A 15,012-nucleotide genomic window follows, 5' to 3' on the forward strand; every position below is an offset into this window, starting at 1 on the left:
CGGCGGGCGCAGCCGCGGGCAGTGCGGCCGCCAGGGCCTGTCGGCCGCCGTCCTGCAAGGCACGCCGTCCGTCGGCGGGCGCGGGCACGCCCTGCGGAGGCACGGTCGCCCCCAGCCCCGTGGCCGCCGTACCGGCCGCGTGCTCGGCGGCGGTCACCACCGCGCCCTCGGAGACGCCGCCCTCGACGGGGCTCGGCCGCCCACGCCGCCGTCCGGTCCCGTTGTTGCCCTCGGAAGCACTCTCGTCCTCGGCGACCTGGGCCGGCAGCGCCGGCTGCCCTGCGGCCTCCGCGGCGCGCCTGCGTCGCCCGGTGGGTACGGCCGTCTCCGTCGAGGGCCCCACCTCGCTCTCCAGGAAGGCGTCGACGGACGCGCGCCGGGCCCGCCGCCGCCCGCCCCCCTGGGAGGAAGCCTGCTCGGGCAGCGCGAGAGCGGAACCGACCGCGCCGGAGCCCGCCCCCACTCCCGTGGCCGCATCCTGAGAGCCGCCCGAAGCCCCGCCCGGGCCCGGACCCTGACCTGCATCGGAAACGGCTACGGCGCCCGCATCCGGAGCGACGGCCGCCGGGACCGATCCCGCACCGCCCCCGATGGGCACCTCGAGAACGAACGCGCTGCCGCTCATCCCGGGGACCTCGTGCGTCTGCAGCACTCCCCCGTGTGCGCGCACGATGCCGCGCACGATCGGCTCGTGCACCGGGTCTCCCCCGGCGTACGGCCCGCGTACCTCGATCCGTACGCCCTCACCGCGCTGCGCGGCCGCCACGACGACCGTGTTGTCCATGTAGCCGCCGGCCGAGGCCGGCGAGTTGCCCGTGGAGTCGACGCCCGCGACGTCCGCGATGAGGTGCGCGAGCGCGGTGGCGAGCCGCTGCGGGTCGACCTCGGCCTCGATGGGCGGCGCGTGCACGGCGAACTGCACCCGCCCGGGCCCGATCAGCTCGACGGCCCCGTCGACCCCGGCGGCGACGACCGCGTCCAGCATCACCTTCGTACGGGTGACGCCCTCGGTCCCGGAGTCCAGGCGCTGGTAGGCGAGCACGTTGTCGACGAGGGTGGTGATGCGTGAGTAGCCGGCCGAGAGGTGGTGCAGGACCTGGTTGGCCTCGGGCCACAGCTGTCCGGCGTCGTCCGCGGCGAGGGTCGCCAGTTCGCCGCGCAGCTGGTCGAGGGGACCGCGCAGGGAGCGCCCCAGCACGGCCAGAAGCTGCTCGTGCCGCGCGGACAGAGCCTCGTAGCGGTCCTTCTCGCGCTCGGCGAGGGCCGCGTACCGGTCGTCCCCGGCGGCCAGTTCCTCCTCGTGCTGCTCGCGCAGCTCGGCGAGCACCCCGGCGTGTTCCTCCCGGAGGGCCGCCAGCTCCTCGGCGTGCGTCTCGGAGGCCTGCGCGAGTTCCTGCCGATGCCGCTCGGCCTCGGCGTCCTTCTCCTCGGCGAGCGCGTCGTACGGCCGCCGGTCCGTGAACGTCATCACGGCCCCGACGAGCTGGTCGCCGTCCCGTACCGGCGCGGTGGTCAGGTCGACCGGCACCCGGTCGCCGCTCTTGGACCACAGCACCTGCCCGCGCACCCGGTGCTTGCGCCCGGAACGCAGGGTGTCGGCGAGCGGCGACTCCTCGTACGGGAAGGGCTCGCCGTCCGCGCGCGAGTGCAGCATCAGCGGGTGCAGTTCCTGCCCGCCGAGATCGCTCGCCCGGAAACCGAGTATCTGCGCGGCGGCGGGGTTGACGAGGACGACCCGTCCCTCGGTGTCCGTGCCCACCACGCCCTCGGCGGCGGCACGCAGGATCATCTCCGTCTGCCGCTGCGAGCGCGCCAGCTCCGCCTCGGTGTCGACGGTGCCGGAGAGGTCCCGTACGACGATCATCAGCAGCTCGTCGCCGGTGTAGCCGTAACCGTCGTACGCCTGCTGCGCGTTCTCCAGGTTCGCGCTGGTGACCTCGACGGGGAACTCGCTGCCGTCGGTGCGGCGGGCGATCATCCGGGTGGGCCGGGTGCGCCCGTTCTCGTCGACGCTCTCGGCCCGCCGCATCGTGCCCGGGATGAGCCGGGAGTCGAACTGCGGGAGCAGGTCGAGCAGTCCGCGCCCCACGAGCGCGGTGCCCGGGGCCTCGAAGGCCTCCAGGGCGATGGTGTTGGCGTTGACGACGGTTCCATTGGCGTTGACCAGCACCAACGCGTCGGGAAGTGCGTCGAGTATGGCTGCGAGGCGAGCAGCGCCTCGGGATGGCCTGCTGCTCACGAGACGCTTCCTCCCTGTTACCGCTCCTTGCCGACCGCGGTAGCCATCTTGCCAACGGGTCCGCGACGTGTCACGCGAGGGAGTCTACGGGCAGTGGTTGCGCTCGCGACGCCGGATGAGAGGGAGGTCGCACGTAGAGGGGACGCAGAACGCACGCAGAAGGCCTGGAGAACCTGTGACCGTGGGATTCGCCCGCCCCGGCCGCCACGCGACTCCGCGAATTCCGCCAGACCCCGCCCGCACGCCCTGCCATCACGCCCTGCCCCGTCCCGTCGTGCCCCGCCCTGTCACGCCCCGCTCTACGCGCCGAGATCCGGGAGTACGGGCACGAGGGCGTCCCAGCGTGCGATCTCGCATCCGTCACCGCGCCGGTACGTGGTGTCGACGGGGCGGCCGGCCCAGGTGCCCGTGACGTGCGCGGTGGCCGGACCGCCGTACTGCATCGTGCACATCCCGCGTTCCTGCGCGGGCGCGAAGGGGCTCTTGCCCCACGAGGTGTGCCGGTCCAGGTAGTCGCAGGCGGCCTGGGCGTTCGGATGGCTGCCGCCCGCCGGATGGCAGTCGAGCTCGAACCTCCCGTCGTGGCCACCGCCCGCCCCGCTCACCGTCACGGTGAGATGGTCGGCCTTGTCCGCACCGCTCACCGGCGGTGGCATGAGGGGAAACGAATCGGCGTACGCGAATGCCGGCGCACCGGACAGCACGGTGAAGGAGGCGGCGGCGGAGGTGGCGACGGTGAGGGCGAAGCGGCGCAGCATGGGGGCTCCCCTGACGACGGTTCTGACCGGCGGCTCCGACGACAGCGCTGGCGACAGCTCTGGCGACGGCTCCGACGACAGCTATGACGCCTGCTCTAACGCCGTGCGCGCCCTGACGTTGCGCCGCGGACAAGGGCTTTGCTCTCGGACCTTTCCGCCTAGTACCGTGGGGGGCGATTGGTGACACCCCGCTCGGCTGTGTCATCATCTGCACGCAGCATTTCGCGCTCGCGCGGATGGTTGTGCTGGAGGCGTCGCCTAGTCCGGTCTATGGCGCCGCACTGCTAATGCGGTTTGGGACTTCAATCCCATCGAGGGTTCAAATCCCTCCGCCTCCGCAGAAGATCACGAAGCCCCGGTCGTCCACGACCGGGGCTTCGGTCGTTCCTTGATCGTTCCCGACGCTCCACGGGACCGCGCCAGGGGTCGTCCCAGGACCGTCTGGGGGTCGTTTTCGCAGGTCAGGCAGGGTCTGGCAAACGGATTTCGCCTCACGCCGCCAGTCATGTAATGTTGTTCCCGCAACGCCAACCGGGCAGAAAAGTCCGGAAGGAAGAGCAAAGACAACAGAACACACAAGCACTCGTAGCTTAACGGATAGAGCATCTGACTACGGATCAGAAGGTTGCAGGTTCGAATCCTGCCGAGTGCACACAGGTCAAAGGCCCCGCCGGTTCGCCCGGCGGGGCCTTTGACATCAGCGGGTGACATCAACGCCCCCGGAATGGCCGCTCAGGCGGCGGTCTCGCCCTCCGGGTCGTCGTCCACATCTTCGAGTCCGAGCGCGTTGTCCATCTGCTCGGCAGCCGCCCGCAGCGTCGACCCCATCACGTGGGCGTAGGTGTCGAGCGTCATGGTGATCGTGCTGTGCCCGAGCGTCTCCATGATGGTCCGCGCGTCGACGCCCTGAGCGAGCAGCAGGGACGCGCAGGTGTGGCGGAGGTCGTGCACGCGTACGCGGCTCACCTTCGCGTCCCGGCACAGGATGGTGAGCATTCGGTTCAGGCTGCGCGGGTCCGTCACCCGTCCGGTGACCGTGGTGAAGACGAGTCCGGTCGGGTGCCCCGGGGTCGGCTGCCACTTCGCTCCGGCTACCTTCTGCTCTCGTTCTTGCTGCGCCCGGTGCGTGGTGAGGGCCTGTACGCAGCGCTTGGGCAGGGAGATCGTACGGACGGAGCGCGTTGTCTTGGGCGTGCCGAAGATCAGCTCTCGTCGGATGCGCTGCACGTTCCGCCGGACCCGGAGAGTGCCGGCCGTGAGATTGATGTCCGCCCACGTGAGCCCCAGAGCTTCCCCGCGCCGCAACCCGGTGGACACGAGCAGCAGCCACAGGGCGTAGAGGCGATGAGGCTGAGCGGTCTTGAGCAACAGGCGGACCTCGGCCGCGTCCAGTGGACGCACCTCCTTCGATTCGACCGTGGGGGTTTCCACGATCCGGGCGACGTTGCGTGCGATCAGTTCCTCGCGGATCGCCTGTTGCAGCGCGGACCGCAGCACTGCGTGGATGTACTGGACTGTGCGAGCCGACGGGCGACGCTTGCAGCAGCGGCCCACGGCGCAGCACGTGCGCTTGTCCTCCGGCCGTTCCTCATCGGCACCCCGCAGGCAGCAGAGGCAGGCAGCCTTGAATTCGGCGAGGAATCGGCGGACGTCTGCCGGAGAGAGCCGGTTGAGGCGCTTTTTGCCGAGCGCGGGGCGGATGTAGAGGCGGGACAGCCCCTCATAGCTGTTCAGCGTCGCGGGCTTCAGCCGTTCCGGGGCGATGGTGGCCAACCAGTAGGTGAGGTAATCCCCGAACGCCATCGTGGACGAGGCCGCAGGGATGCCCTGCCGGGTCATCTCCTGCATCTCCGTGAGCTGCGAGGCGACTTCCTCGCGGGTCTTGCCGTAGGCGAACTTCCTCGTTCGGGTCCCGTCGGGACGGAAGACGTAAGCGGCTGCCTGGTAACGGCCATCCTTGCGCTTGGTGATCGTTCCTTCGCCATTCGCGCGGCGCTTAGCCATCAGGCTGCCTCCTCAAGTCGGTCTTGCATGTACTGGCGTACGGCGGTCACCGGGACCCGTCGGGCACGGCCGGCGGTGAAGCTTTCGAGTTGCTTGGAGCGAAAGAGGTCGTAGACCTTGCTGCGGCTGAGGCGCAGCGCGTGCATGACCTCGGGAACGGTGAGCGCTTCAGGCAGAGCAGGGGCGACGCTGGGCACGAGGACGAACCTCCGGGAGCGAGAGAGGGCCTTGGGAGCCGTAGCGGCGAAGTAGCGGACTTTTCGGGAGTGGGTGGTCCGCGTGTGTCCGAGGTGGGGATTTCTGCGTCACCCGCGTCATCTGCGTCATGCGCGCCCCTGACCTGCGGTTTCGGGGTGACGCAGAGGGTTGGGCGTGCGTCATCGGTGACGCAGACGTCCGTCATCGGTGACGCAGGTGACGCACGATGACGCAGAGATATGCCGTCTGCGTCACCCGTGTCTGCGCAGGTCACCCGTCGTTTTGTGGGGGCGGGTGACGCAGGTGACGCAGCGCTTCCCTACTTAGGAAAAAGGAGGGGCTGTTTGTGGTCGTGCAGTGCGGCTCAGAGAGTGAATGAGGGGCCGCTGCGCGGCACGTCTTTGGGGCGCCGCATGCGGCGAACAGCAAGAGGAGCACGCCTCGCCCGGGGGTGCTCCTCTTGCTTGTGCCCGTAGGTGGCGCCGGTCAGAACGCCGCTTCCTGTTCGTGCGAGGGTGGGGTGAGCCGGGTGATCTCGATGTAGCGGCCTTCCTTCGTGCGGCCGGAGTCGATGATGACGCCCCGGGCGGCGAGGGTGGGCTGAAGGCGCTTGAGACGGTCGGAGAGGACCTTGCCCGTGGTCGGCCACCCCTTGGGCAGGGCGCGCAGTTCCTCGCCGGCGTAGAGGCGGCTGAGGCAGTGCAGCCACTGCGTGGACGTCATCCGCTCTTCCGCTCCCGCCTCCATGGTCGCCGCGTACTCGATGACGGTCTGCGCCAACAGGTCGCCCTCGATCACGTCGTCGTTCAGGTCGTCGAGACTGGCCCGGTAGGCGGCGAGAGCTCCCAGACCGGTGGCCGCGTCGAGCTGCGCGCACAGGTGCGCGAAGTCCGCCATCCGCAGGTCCGTGGGCGTCTCCGCAGCAACGGCCCGCACCTTGACCGCGAGGTCGAGCAGCGAGCCGAGGACGACGGGCAGCGCCTGCGCGTACTCCGTCCACAGCTCATCCTCGGTGCGCCGCACCCGGGGTCGCTCCAGCCGCAGCGGCAGGAGCCGTTCGGCGAGGTCGGGGCGGATGACGCCGACGTCGATGCCGGTCAGGAGGAGGGGGCGGCGGTATCCGACGCGGAAGACGTCCCCGTCGGTGAACAGGGCCCGCTTGACGCTTTCGGCGCCGGTGACGATGCAGCACATCGCATCCGACAGGTCCGGCGTCATGTGGGAGAGGTTGTCCAGCGCGGTCACCCATCCGGCCGCCACGGCCGCGATGAGGTTCTCCTCGTCCTTCGGTGCGCGGCGCAGGTCGCCGGTCATGCCCTCGATGATCCGCACGAGCATCCGTCCGCCTGTGGACTTGCCCGCGCCCTGCGGTCCGGTGAGGAACGGGGCAGGGACGGGCACGGACGGTCCGAGACAGCCGATCAGCCACGCGATGGCCAGGCACTCGGTCTCTGCCGTGGCGAAGTTGCACAGCCGCATCAGCAGGTCGATGCCCTTGCCGTCGGTGTCCTTGACCGGCAGGGGGAGTTCCCCGGTGAGCTGGGTACGCCGCCAGCACACTTCCCGCGGGTCCGGGGTGAGGATGTCCCAGCCCGACGGGTGGATGCGCACGGATTGCCCGTCATCGCGGCCGAGGTCCAGCCACGTCGCTCCGTCGTACCCGGGGGCGACGCGGATGTGGACGGGCTGTACGTCCTCGGTCAGGGCGAGTGCTTCGATCAGGTCCAGCGCCTCTTTGAGCGCGCTGCCGTTGAACACGCCGGCTCCGTCGCGGAAGAGGCCGACCATGAGTTCCTGCCGGTGGCTTCCCGTGGTGCCCTGCGAGCGGATCGGACGGGCCACGGGGTGGGCGTTCTTCTGCGCGTAGACGGTCCCGTCGCCGGTGCGGAAGTACCGGAAGTGGCTTTGCGCGTAGTCGGTGATGACCTTGCGAGCCGGGTCCTTCTCGTCCTCAGACATCGCTACATTCCCAACGTGGTCAGGGCGTTGGTCCACGCGTCGGTGCAGTGCCGGACACTTTCGCCCTTGGCCCGCGCGGCGGTGAACAGCCGGTTGACGTGGGTGTCGGTGAGGCAGCCGCACCGACCGTGCGTGGACAGCACCGCGAGGAACGCCCGGTAGACCGTCGCGTGTACCGCACTGGACGCGTCGGTGATGCGCTGCACGGCCATGGCAACACCGCGATCCAGATAGACGGGCGTGCGGTGCGGGCACACCCCATTTTGCCCCCTTATGGGCACTGTGAGGGTCTGTGGCGCCCTGCGGGCGGTTGGCGGCTGCTTTACTGCCAGTGCGCGGACAACGGCCGGGAGAGCGGCCGTGGCGCCCGTGCCGGGTCCGAGCCAACGGGCGTACGACATCAGGGACTTGATGTCCACGCCGGGCCGGACCGCGTTCACGGACTGCATGACGCCCTGGTAGATCCAGTGCTCTCCCCGCGTCGTCGCCACCGTGCGCGTGACGGGCAGGGTGGCGCGGGCCCATGCGATGGCCGCCGCGTCGTCCAGGTCGACCACGGTCACCCCCGCCCCGCCTGGGTGGTAGGCGACCGCAGCGGCCGTACGCCACGCGGGCACCCACTGGGGGGAGGTGAGGGTGTGCGGGTCGGTGGCGGCGGCGGCCCACGCGTGACAGGGGTAGGGGCAGGTGCACGGGCCGGGGGTCTTCATGTTCGGCCGGCCGCCGCACACGTTCCGGGTGCAGGCCGGGCAATTCCCGAACGGCACCTTGCCCCTGCGCAGCGGAAGCGGGGGCAGACCGTCGGACGCGAGCCGGAGGGCGGTGTGCAGGTGCGCGCTCATGCCGCCACCTCCAGGACCGGGGTGAGCGCGGTGAGGGCGGCGCGGCCGATCCACTCGCTGTAGGCGGGCGGGATGGCTTCGGTGAGTTCCTCGCGGACGTCGGTCCATGTGATGCCCATCGCATCCTGTAGCTCCGGCACGGTCGGCTTGCCGCCGCCGTTGCCGTACGCGGCGACGTACGGGCCGTCGAAGTACTCGCCGTGCCGCCACCCGCGCACGCGTCCCCGGTGCGCGATGTGCGTCGGCTGCTCGATGGTCCAGCCGCCCAACTCGAAGTTGCGGTGCCGGATCACCCCGAGACCGAACATCTCTCCGCACAGCGTCAGGTCCTTACGGATCTGAGCGCGGCCGTTGGGCTGCTCGATGATGTACGGGAGGCCGGTCCTGTCGAGCAGGTCTCGGGTGGGTGCCACGAGGTCCTCATGGGTGCCGCCCCATCCCTGGGACCGGTTGGTGCCGACCGTGAGCGTGCACTTGTCCTGGCAGGGCGGGGACGCGTGGACGAACGTGTACCGGCGGATCTCACCCGTGACGATCAGGTGGGCGAGGTACGTGAGCGCGTCGCCCCGGTGGTAGGGGAACGGGTAGTTCGGGCGGGCGGCGATGTCGCAGCCGTCCACGGCGAAACCGGCCCGGTGGTAGCCGGTACCGGCCCCGCCGGCGCACGAGAACACGTCCAGCACACGCGGCCGTGAGCCGCGCACTCGCCGGATGTCGGTGGGTTGCGTCATGCTGGGAAACCTCCACAGGTCTGTCGAGGGCAGGTGGAACAAGGGCGGCCCCGCGACTTTGGCGAGACGGAGGGGCCGCCCTTGGCGTACCTAGAAGGGGGCGTTGTACCGGTGCCGGGCGCTGGTGACGATGTCGGTGTGGTCGAAGGCGAGACCCCGGGCGTCGCTGAGCGGGGTCCAGCGCACGGCGGCGGCGTCGTCTCCGGCGTGGGCGGTGGTGTCGGCGGGGACGGTGACCAGGTAGGCGGCGGTGACGTACCGGCCGCGCGGGTCGCGGTCGGGGGCGTCGAAGATGCCGATCAGGGCCAGGTCCCAGGGGTCGACGCGGACGCCGGTCTCTTCCAGCAGTTCGCGCGCGGCGGCGGTGCGGGAGGTCTCGCCCGGGTCGACGTGCCCGCCCGGCAGAGCAAGGCGGCCCTTGTGCGGGGGCCATCCCCGCTCGATCAGCAGAACGGCACCCTCTCGGATGCACACCACGTCGGCGGTGTAGCGAATGGTCTCGAACGTCTCGATCATCTCTTCGGTCTCGCTTCCTGGTCAGATGGGTTCAGCCGTGGAAGTGGTTGCGCTTGATCACGGCTTTGCGGATGTGGAAGGTGTTGCCGCCGCTGTGGCCGCTCGTGCCGAGGATCTGTACGGCGATCCAGCCGCCGAAGATCACAGCGGCGAGGGTGATCAGTTGCGTGATGAACGCGGTGAGGGCTGCGATGAACGACGTGAGCAGCAGCAGGCCGCCGCACACGGCGAGGAACCCGACCCCGCCCAACGCGACGTTCACCGCCGCACGCGAGACGGCCGGTTTGGCCGCGAGGGGTTCGGGCTGCATGGGGCTGATGGCGTAGCCGGTGACGACCCGTCCGTCGGGCAGGACGATGCTCGCCACGGCCGGGACCGCGCTCGGCTGGACAGGAACGAGCGGCGCCGGCGCGTGGACGACGGGCGGCATGGGGGTGGGCTGGTGGACGGTCACGGCCCGCTCAGTGGGCAGCGGTCCGAGGTATTCGGGGTTCATGCGGAATCCCTTCCGGCAGTGGGTCAGGGAGGCTGAGGCACCCCCTCGGGGGTGCGCTGTGGAGGGGGTTTCCAGGGGTTGACCTGGGGTGCCTCCCTGCCTCCCTGAACGATCATTTGTGCAGGTCAGAGGGAGGGAGGCGGGTCAGGGAGGGGGTCAGGGAGTTCTCCCTGCCTCCCTGACCCGCCACCGGTCGACTCCCTGTCATCCTTCGGCGGAAGCGGAACCCTCGCCATCGCGGTTGGCGAGGGCGCGGGCGAGGCGGTCACGGCCGACGACCATGACCCCGTCGGACTTGTACGGCTCGGCTCCGGTGCCGTCCAGGACGCGCTTGAGGTCGATGAACGACCAGCCGCCGTAAGCGTCGCCGTTGAGCGTGCCGAGCCGGGCGAGGACGTCCTTCGTGCGGACCCGCTCCGCCGTGCCGACCACGGACGCGATGTCCGCGAGCGGGTCACGGTCGTCGCTGCGGTCGATGGCGTGCAGGGTGGTGACACCGTCGCGCAGGGCCTTGGCCCGCTCGATGATGGCGGTGGCCGCGTCGTCGTCGATGTAGTGCGTGCGCACCGTGAGGGACGCCTGCCCGGCGGGGATGTCGATGCCGTCGGACGCGACGACCAGGGTTCCCCGGTCCAGCCCCGGACGCAGCAGGTTGGGGGCGGCCCCGCCGTCGACCGCCTTGTCCCCCAGCGCCATGCGCGCCTGCGACTCCGTGCCCAGCGCGAGGGAAGCACGGGTGTGGGCGCCCTCGCGGACCAGCTTGGGAAGGTTCTGGTCGGTGGGGTCCTGGGTGCCCTGCCACATCAGGACGTTGACCGCCCGCCCCTGGTTGTGAATCTTCCGTACGGCCATGAAGTAGCGGGAGTTGGCCTTGGACCCGCCGTACGGGCGCTTGTCCTCGTCCTTGGCCGGGCACATGAACGCCATCTGCGCCTCGTCGACCAGCACGATCAGCGCGGGGAAGACCGTGCCGGGCGGGGCCTGGATACGGCGGTTCATCTCGTCCACCGCGCCTTCGACCATCTCGGTCACCTGGATCACGTGCTCATCGGTGGGGCCCTGGATCAGGGTGGTGGCGAGTCCGTCGAACATGGCCCAGTCACCGACGCCTTTGAGGTCGCCCATGAGGAACTGCACCGAGCGGTCCAGCGCGAGCCACAGAGCGAGCGACCGCAGGGCAACCGTCTTGCCCTGGTTCGACAGACCGGTGATGAGGAGGTGCCGCTGGTAGAGGCTCAGCGCGGCGGCGTCGCCGCGCAGGTCCTGCCCCCAGGGGGCGCGGCCCTTGCTGTAGTCGGCGGTCATCGTCTCGTCGGTGACCAGCGGAGACGGGCCGATCGGCTCGTCCAGCGCGCCGGAGTCGGCCACCCACAAGCGCACCGTGCGGGCCGCCTGCGGGATGGTGATGAACACCTCGTGCTCGTGCCTCGTGAGGTTTTCGGCGAGCTTGCGGCGCCGGTTCTGTACCTCGTTCGTCGACACCCCGGAGGGAAGGGTGACGTCGACTTCGACGCCGCATCCGGCGATCCGGATCGGCCCGAGCATCGAGGCGCCGGCGTCGCCCATCTCCTTGATGGCGTTGCGCAGGGCGGGTACGCCGAGGTCGCGCAGGGCCTTGACGACGATCGAGGGGGTGATGGGCTCTCCCTCGTCCGATCGGACGTGGTCAGGCATCGACCATGCGGGGGCCGCCTGCTGTTTGCTGCCGACCGCCCACAGGGCGAGCAGCGCGAGGAACGGGCCGATCGTGAGCGCCGGTCCCCACACGATCTGAACGATCCGGATCACGGCGGCGATGAACTCGATCGTGGCGGCGAGCGGGGTGACGACGTCGGCGATGTCGCCGTTGTTGATGGCCATCACGACCCCGAGCGCGACCAGCGCACCGATCCCCATCCCAGTCCCCACGGCGGCGCCCTTGGCGGCTTCCACCGGGGAGTGGAGGAGGTCCATGCGGCGGTGGTGGCGGGCAGCGCGGAAGCGCTGCAACCGCTCCTCCCACTCCTCCGCAACCTCCAGGTTCCCGGCGACCTCGGCCGCCCGGATCATCCGCTCATAGCGGGCCCCGGTCTTGCCGTCCCACGTCCGCCGGGCCACGATCCGCCCGCCGTTGAACGTGAACAGGCTGTGCCGGGCAATCGCCCGTGCGGCGGTCTTGGTCCGCTCGTGCGTGGCCGCCGTCTTCACGGCGCGGCCGGAGCGCACCCACAACGGCACGACCGGCGCCGCCGGCGCGTCCGGCACCACGGTCAACACGGTCGGCGCCACCTCGTCGGCGGGCGGGTCGGTGTGCTTGTGGAGATGAACGACGTTCTCAGACATGCTGGAACTGCTCCTGACTGCCCCCAGCGGGGGCGGAAGTTCGTGGGAGAGCCGGGGTGGCCGTGTCCGTGGAAAGTCCCGGGCACCCCGGCGCAAACAGCGGGTTGTGGCTGGTCAGAACCAACCGGACTTCTTCTTCGCGGCCTTGGCGCGGGCGGCCTCGGTGATCAGCCGCTGACGCTCGCCGTGCAGCGCCGTCAGCTCCGCGTTCAGCCGCATCTCCGCCGCACTGCCGGCCGTCTCCAGCCGCTGGTCAGCCCGGTCGGTGCTCCGGCCCCGGGCGACCCGGTACGAGCCGCCGACCAGGGCCCCGGCGATGGCACGGCGCTCACGGCTGTTCAGCGGCCACCACTCACCCCGGCGGACCGCTTCCAGCTTCCGCCCGGTCTTCTCGATCTCACGTTCCAGGCGACGCAGTTCGGCGTTACCCATCAGGCAGTCCCTTCCGGTTCAGACGGGTCGGGGTAAGCGCACGGCACGCACATGCCGAGCGAGAGCGGGATCACGTATCCGGCATCGCGCCGGCAGGACGGACACATGCGGCGGGCCGTGTTGGCCTTGGCGAGGGCCGCCCACCGGGCCGGAGTCATCGGCCGCACGGGCTTGGCGCAGTCGAGGCGGTAGAGGTAGGCGACCAGCGGCCCCCGCCGGAAGCGAGGGCGCAGCACCTGCGCGGCGATCGGTTGCCCGCCGGGGCGCAGACCGCGCGCCCTGAGCTGCCGGAAGGTGGCGTAACCGTCCGGGGCGTAGCGCCACGGGAAGGTGGGGATGCCGTGGCGCGCGCCGTTGGGGTCGAAGCACTTGCCGAACGCCCCGCCGCTCACGGAGCCGGGGTGGCGCGTTCGGCGAGCAGGGTGTCCCGCAGCATCCGGGCGTTGGCCGGGGAGGTGTGGACCTCCCGGCGGATGCCCTCAGCCGTCACCTTCGCGTCCGGCCAACCGGCCGACACCTTCCGTGCCTCATCGAGCAGTTGGGCCGGAGTCCGCTTGGGTCGGGCGGTCCGGGCGACTGCGGGGAGTCGACCGGTTGCCCGACGCGGGCGGGCCGACTCAGCCGGTACCGGGCGCGGTGCGATCGAGGCGACCGGAGCCGGAGTCACGGCGGGCATCGGCTTGAGCGGGACGCTCGACTTCAGGAATTCGACCGTGACCGGGTCGGGCATCTGAACCGGTGCTGCGGTGATCGGTGCGGGGGTCGATTCTCCGAGGTCAGCCGTAGACCGAATCCTCTCGGTCTCGGTAGATTCCTCCGCATTCACGACCGGGGCGGGAATCGGGGCCGGTCGGTGGTGCAGGACCTTGGCGACCAGATCGGAACCGAAGTAGATCGACCCGACCGGAAGCGAGGTGGCCAGCAGCACGAGCGCCCAGTTCGCGGGGTCCCAGTCGGCGAGGCGTGTCCAGTCGACTGTCCCGCCGTCCGCGTGCAGTCCGGGCACGAGCCCGTGCACGTAGTTGAGGACCAGCGAGGCCAGGGTGTAGGTGCCCAGCACCCGCAGCGCGAACCTCCGCGCATCGTCGGTGAGCACGAGGGTGGCGATCAGAGCGAGGGCCATCAGACCGTCCACCACGAACGGGTACAGCATCGCGGCCGTCTCATCGGCCCCGACCGCGCCCGCGATGTCGCGCAGGGCGTTCCAGGAGACCCGGAAGGCCATGCCGACCACGGCGACCAGGGCCAGCACGAGGGCGGCCCTGCCTGTGCGGTTGAGGTTCATACCGACACCTCCTCCCGTGCCTGCACGTTGATCGCGGCGATCAGGACCGGCGTCGTGGTGTCGTCGTCGGGGACGAGGCTGTCTTCCGTCCACGACCACTCGCCACCGGAGACCGGCTCGTAGCCGAGCGAGGTGAGCGCCGTACGGCGCTGCGCCACGCTCGGCACGGCGTGGAAGAAGTCCCACCGGTAGGTGGGCCAGTCAGGCTCTCCGAGGACGACCACGTACAAGCGCCACGCCCCGCCGCTACCCATCGACATCTGAGCCGTCAGAGTGCGGGCGTTCATGCCGGACCCCCGAGGGTGAGCAGCGCGGCGAGGATGAGCAGCGCCCCGCCGGTCATGGTGAGGTCGACCGCGCGGCGCAGGCCGGTGAACTTGGCCAGCGCGATACGCGACAGGTTCGCGACGTCCGCGCTCAGATCCCCCGACAGCGTCGCGGTGATCTGGTCGGGGGTGAGGGTGGCCCACAGCGGAAAGCCGTGACCGCCCCGCAGGTTCGGCCGCACCGACCACAGCAGCAGAGCAGCCGCCGCAACCAGCAGCGCCATGCCTAGTCCGCCGGCGATGCAGGCGTGAACGGGAAGGGGGACGTCTTTGGCGACCGTCCACGAACCGGCGAGGACCGCACCGACGAACGCCAGCAGCAGACCCGTCTTCGTGTCGGTCCGCGCGATCTCCGCCTTCACCTCCGCATGAGCAGCGGCGAGAGTCTGGGGAGTACTCATGCGGACGCCCCTGCGGTGTGCGTCGCGGCCGTGTTCGCCAGCGTCCGGCGAGCCGCCAGCACCTTGCGGTGGGCCCGGCGGATACGCCGCGCGTCCAGCTCCGTCGGCGTCCGGTCGATCGTGATGATCTGCGCGTCGAGCAGGTCGATGTCCGCCCGGATGACGGGCATCTCCTGCTCGATCGCGTCCAGCTCCGCAGCCGTCGGCTCGCGGTCGAACCCGTCGGCGGTAACAACCGCCTGAACAGCACCGATGTACACCATGGGTCGTGGTTCCTCTCAGGGTGGTACGGCCCGAAAAGCGGCCCCGGTGCTCGAACACCGGGGCCGCGCGCCGTTGAAGTCGGAACATCCGGCTCCCTGCCACTCCGCCCGTACAGCCACCGCACGCGGCGGGGACGGACGGGCGGAGGAGGCAACCGGCCGCAGCACTCAAGCCGCGGAAGTCAGTGAGACGCGGAAGGCGTTGCCGTCGTGCTGGTCAGGCGCGACGACGCCGGACGA

The 15,012-nt window shown here is 70.5% G+C and carries 16 protein-coding genes and 2 tRNA genes; 2 read left to right on the plus strand and 16 right to left on the minus strand.

Annotated features, from left to right (window positions below):
- Both IE278_RS29465 and IE278_RS29470 read right to left on the minus strand, forming a co-directional pair.
- Nucleotides 1-2,239, minus strand: a 2,239-nt coding sequence (locus IE278_RS29465) for a PAS domain-containing protein (RefSeq protein ID WP_189776305.1), incomplete at its 3' end; no start/stop codon positions are given.
- Between the two features lie 299 nt (nt 2,240-2,538).
- Nucleotides 2,539-2,997, minus strand: a complete 459-nt coding sequence (locus IE278_RS29470; RefSeq protein ID WP_189776306.1) for an SSI family serine proteinase inhibitor — start codon at nt 2,995-2,997, stop codon at nt 2,539-2,541.
- A gap of 247 nt (nt 2,998-3,244) precedes the next feature.
- Here IE278_RS29470 and IE278_RS29475 point away from each other — a divergent pair.
- Both IE278_RS29475 and IE278_RS29480 read left to right on the plus strand, forming a co-directional pair.
- Nucleotides 3,245-3,335: transfer RNA gene (locus IE278_RS29475), tRNA-Ser, on the plus strand.
- Nucleotides 3,336-3,576: 241 nt separating this feature from the next.
- A tRNA-Arg gene (locus tag IE278_RS29480) sits at nt 3,577-3,649 on the plus strand.
- Nucleotides 3,650-3,729: 80 nt separating this feature from the next.
- Here the strand turns inward: IE278_RS29480 and IE278_RS29485 are convergent.
- From IE278_RS29485 to IE278_RS29550, 14 genes are all read right to left on the minus strand, one after another.
- Complete coding sequence (locus IE278_RS29485) at nt 3,730-5,001, minus strand: tyrosine-type recombinase/integrase (RefSeq protein ID WP_189776307.1); 1,272 nt, start codon at nt 4,999-5,001, stop codon at nt 3,730-3,732.
- Entirely contained in the window at nt 5,001-5,198 is a 198-nt protein-coding gene (locus tag IE278_RS29490) for a helix-turn-helix domain-containing protein (RefSeq protein ID WP_189776308.1), read from the minus strand. Before IE278_RS29490 ends, IE278_RS29485 begins: the two co-directional genes overlap by 1 nt.
- A gap of 487 nt (nt 5,199-5,685) precedes the next feature.
- Nucleotides 5,686-7,158, minus strand: a complete 1,473-nt coding sequence (locus IE278_RS29495; protein WP_189776309.1) for an AICE element replication initiation protein — start codon at nt 7,156-7,158, stop codon at nt 5,686-5,688.
- 2 nt (nt 7,159-7,160) lie between these two features.
- Entirely contained in the window at nt 7,161-8,000 is an 840-nt protein-coding gene (locus IE278_RS29500; protein ID WP_189776310.1) for a bifunctional DNA primase/polymerase, read from the minus strand.
- Nucleotides 7,997-8,731, minus strand: coding sequence for a DNA cytosine methyltransferase (locus tag IE278_RS29505; RefSeq protein ID WP_189776311.1), 735 nt, complete (start codon nt 8,729-8,731; stop codon nt 7,997-7,999). Before IE278_RS29505 ends, IE278_RS29500 begins: the two co-directional genes overlap by 4 nt.
- Before the next feature lie 90 nt (nt 8,732-8,821).
- Entirely contained in the window at nt 8,822-9,247 is a 426-nt protein-coding gene (locus IE278_RS29510) for an NUDIX domain-containing protein (protein WP_189776312.1), read from the minus strand.
- A 31-nt stretch (nt 9,248-9,278) separates the two neighbouring features.
- On the minus strand, nt 9,279-9,743 hold the full coding sequence (locus IE278_RS29515) for a hypothetical protein (protein WP_189776313.1): 465 nt from the start codon (nt 9,741-9,743) through the stop codon (nt 9,279-9,281).
- Between the two features lie 204 nt (nt 9,744-9,947).
- The gene (locus tag IE278_RS29520) at nt 9,948-12,065 is read right to left on the minus strand and encodes an FtsK/SpoIIIE domain-containing protein (protein ID WP_189776314.1); all 2,118 of its coding nucleotides are present in this window, start codon (nt 12,063-12,065) and stop codon (nt 9,948-9,950) included.
- A 114-nt stretch (nt 12,066-12,179) separates the two neighbouring features.
- Complete coding sequence (locus tag IE278_RS29525; RefSeq protein WP_189776315.1) at nt 12,180-12,497, minus strand: hypothetical protein; 318 nt, start codon at nt 12,495-12,497, stop codon at nt 12,180-12,182.
- The gene (locus tag IE278_RS29530) at nt 12,497-12,889 is read right to left on the minus strand and encodes an RRQRL motif-containing zinc-binding protein (protein WP_189776316.1); all 393 of its coding nucleotides are present in this window, start codon (nt 12,887-12,889) and stop codon (nt 12,497-12,499) included. Before IE278_RS29530 ends, IE278_RS29525 begins: the two co-directional genes overlap by 1 nt.
- On the minus strand, nt 12,886-13,782 hold the full coding sequence (locus IE278_RS29535; protein WP_189776317.1) for a DUF2637 domain-containing protein: 897 nt from the start codon (nt 13,780-13,782) through the stop codon (nt 12,886-12,888). Before IE278_RS29535 ends, IE278_RS29530 begins: the two co-directional genes overlap by 4 nt.
- The gene (locus IE278_RS29540; protein WP_189776318.1) at nt 13,779-14,069 is read right to left on the minus strand and encodes a DUF6303 family protein; all 291 of its coding nucleotides are present in this window, start codon (nt 14,067-14,069) and stop codon (nt 13,779-13,781) included. Before IE278_RS29540 ends, IE278_RS29535 begins: the two co-directional genes overlap by 4 nt.
- Nucleotides 14,066-14,509 carry a Pycsar system effector family protein gene (locus tag IE278_RS29545; RefSeq protein WP_189776319.1) on the minus strand — a complete coding sequence of 148 codons (444 nt, stop codon included), beginning with the start codon at nt 14,507-14,509 and terminating at the stop codon, nt 14,066-14,068. Before IE278_RS29545 ends, IE278_RS29540 begins: the two co-directional genes overlap by 4 nt.
- Nucleotides 14,506-14,772, minus strand: a complete 267-nt coding sequence (locus tag IE278_RS29550; RefSeq protein WP_189776320.1) for a DUF6284 family protein — start codon at nt 14,770-14,772, stop codon at nt 14,506-14,508. The genes IE278_RS29545 and IE278_RS29550 overlap by 4 nt, the downstream gene beginning before the upstream one ends.
- Nucleotides 14,773-15,012 lie beyond the last annotated feature (240 nt).

Origin of the sequence: Streptomyces tauricus (assembly GCF_014650955.1) — a bacterium.
GTDB classification, from domain to species: domain Bacteria; phylum Actinomycetota; class Actinomycetes; order Streptomycetales; family Streptomycetaceae; genus Streptomyces; species Streptomyces tauricus.

Bases quoted from the DNA above. Each gene is read 5' to 3' on its own strand.
- IE278_RS29545 (WP_189776319.1), bottom strand. From the start codon at position 14,509: ATGAGTACTCCCCAGACTCTCGCCGCTGCTCATGCGGAGGTGAAGGCG.
- IE278_RS29495 (WP_189776309.1), bottom strand. From the start codon at position 7,158: ATGTCTGAGGACGAGAAGGACCCGGCTCGCAAGGTCATCACCGACTAC.
- IE278_RS29505 (WP_189776311.1), bottom strand. From the start codon at position 8,731: ATGACGCAACCCACCGACATCCGGCGAGTGCGCGGCTCACGGCCGCGT.
- IE278_RS29525 (WP_189776315.1), bottom strand. From the start codon at position 12,497: ATGGGTAACGCCGAACTGCGTCGCCTGGAACGTGAGATCGAGAAGACC.
- IE278_RS29485 (WP_189776307.1), bottom strand. From the start codon at position 5,001: ATGGCTAAGCGCCGCGCGAATGGCGAAGGAACGATCACCAAGCGCAAG.
- IE278_RS29500 (WP_189776310.1), bottom strand. From the start codon at position 8,000: ATGAGCGCGCACCTGCACACCGCCCTCCGGCTCGCGTCCGACGGTCTG.
- IE278_RS29550 (WP_189776320.1), bottom strand. From the start codon at position 14,772: ATGGTGTACATCGGTGCTGTTCAGGCGGTTGTTACCGCCGACGGGTTC.
- IE278_RS29520 (WP_189776314.1), bottom strand. From the start codon at position 12,065: ATGTCTGAGAACGTCGTTCATCTCCACAAGCACACCGACCCGCCCGCC.
- IE278_RS29510 (WP_189776312.1), bottom strand. From the start codon at position 9,247: ATGATCGAGACGTTCGAGACCATTCGCTACACCGCCGACGTGGTGTGC.
- IE278_RS29515 (WP_189776313.1), bottom strand. From the start codon at position 9,743: ATGAACCCCGAATACCTCGGACCGCTGCCCACTGAGCGGGCCGTGACC.
- IE278_RS29535 (WP_189776317.1), bottom strand. From the start codon at position 13,782: ATGAACCTCAACCGCACAGGCAGGGCCGCCCTCGTGCTGGCCCTGGTC.
- IE278_RS29470 (WP_189776306.1), bottom strand. From the start codon at position 2,997: ATGCTGCGCCGCTTCGCCCTCACCGTCGCCACCTCCGCCGCCGCCTCC.
- IE278_RS29540 (WP_189776318.1), bottom strand. From the start codon at position 14,069: ATGAACGCCCGCACTCTGACGGCTCAGATGTCGATGGGTAGCGGCGGG.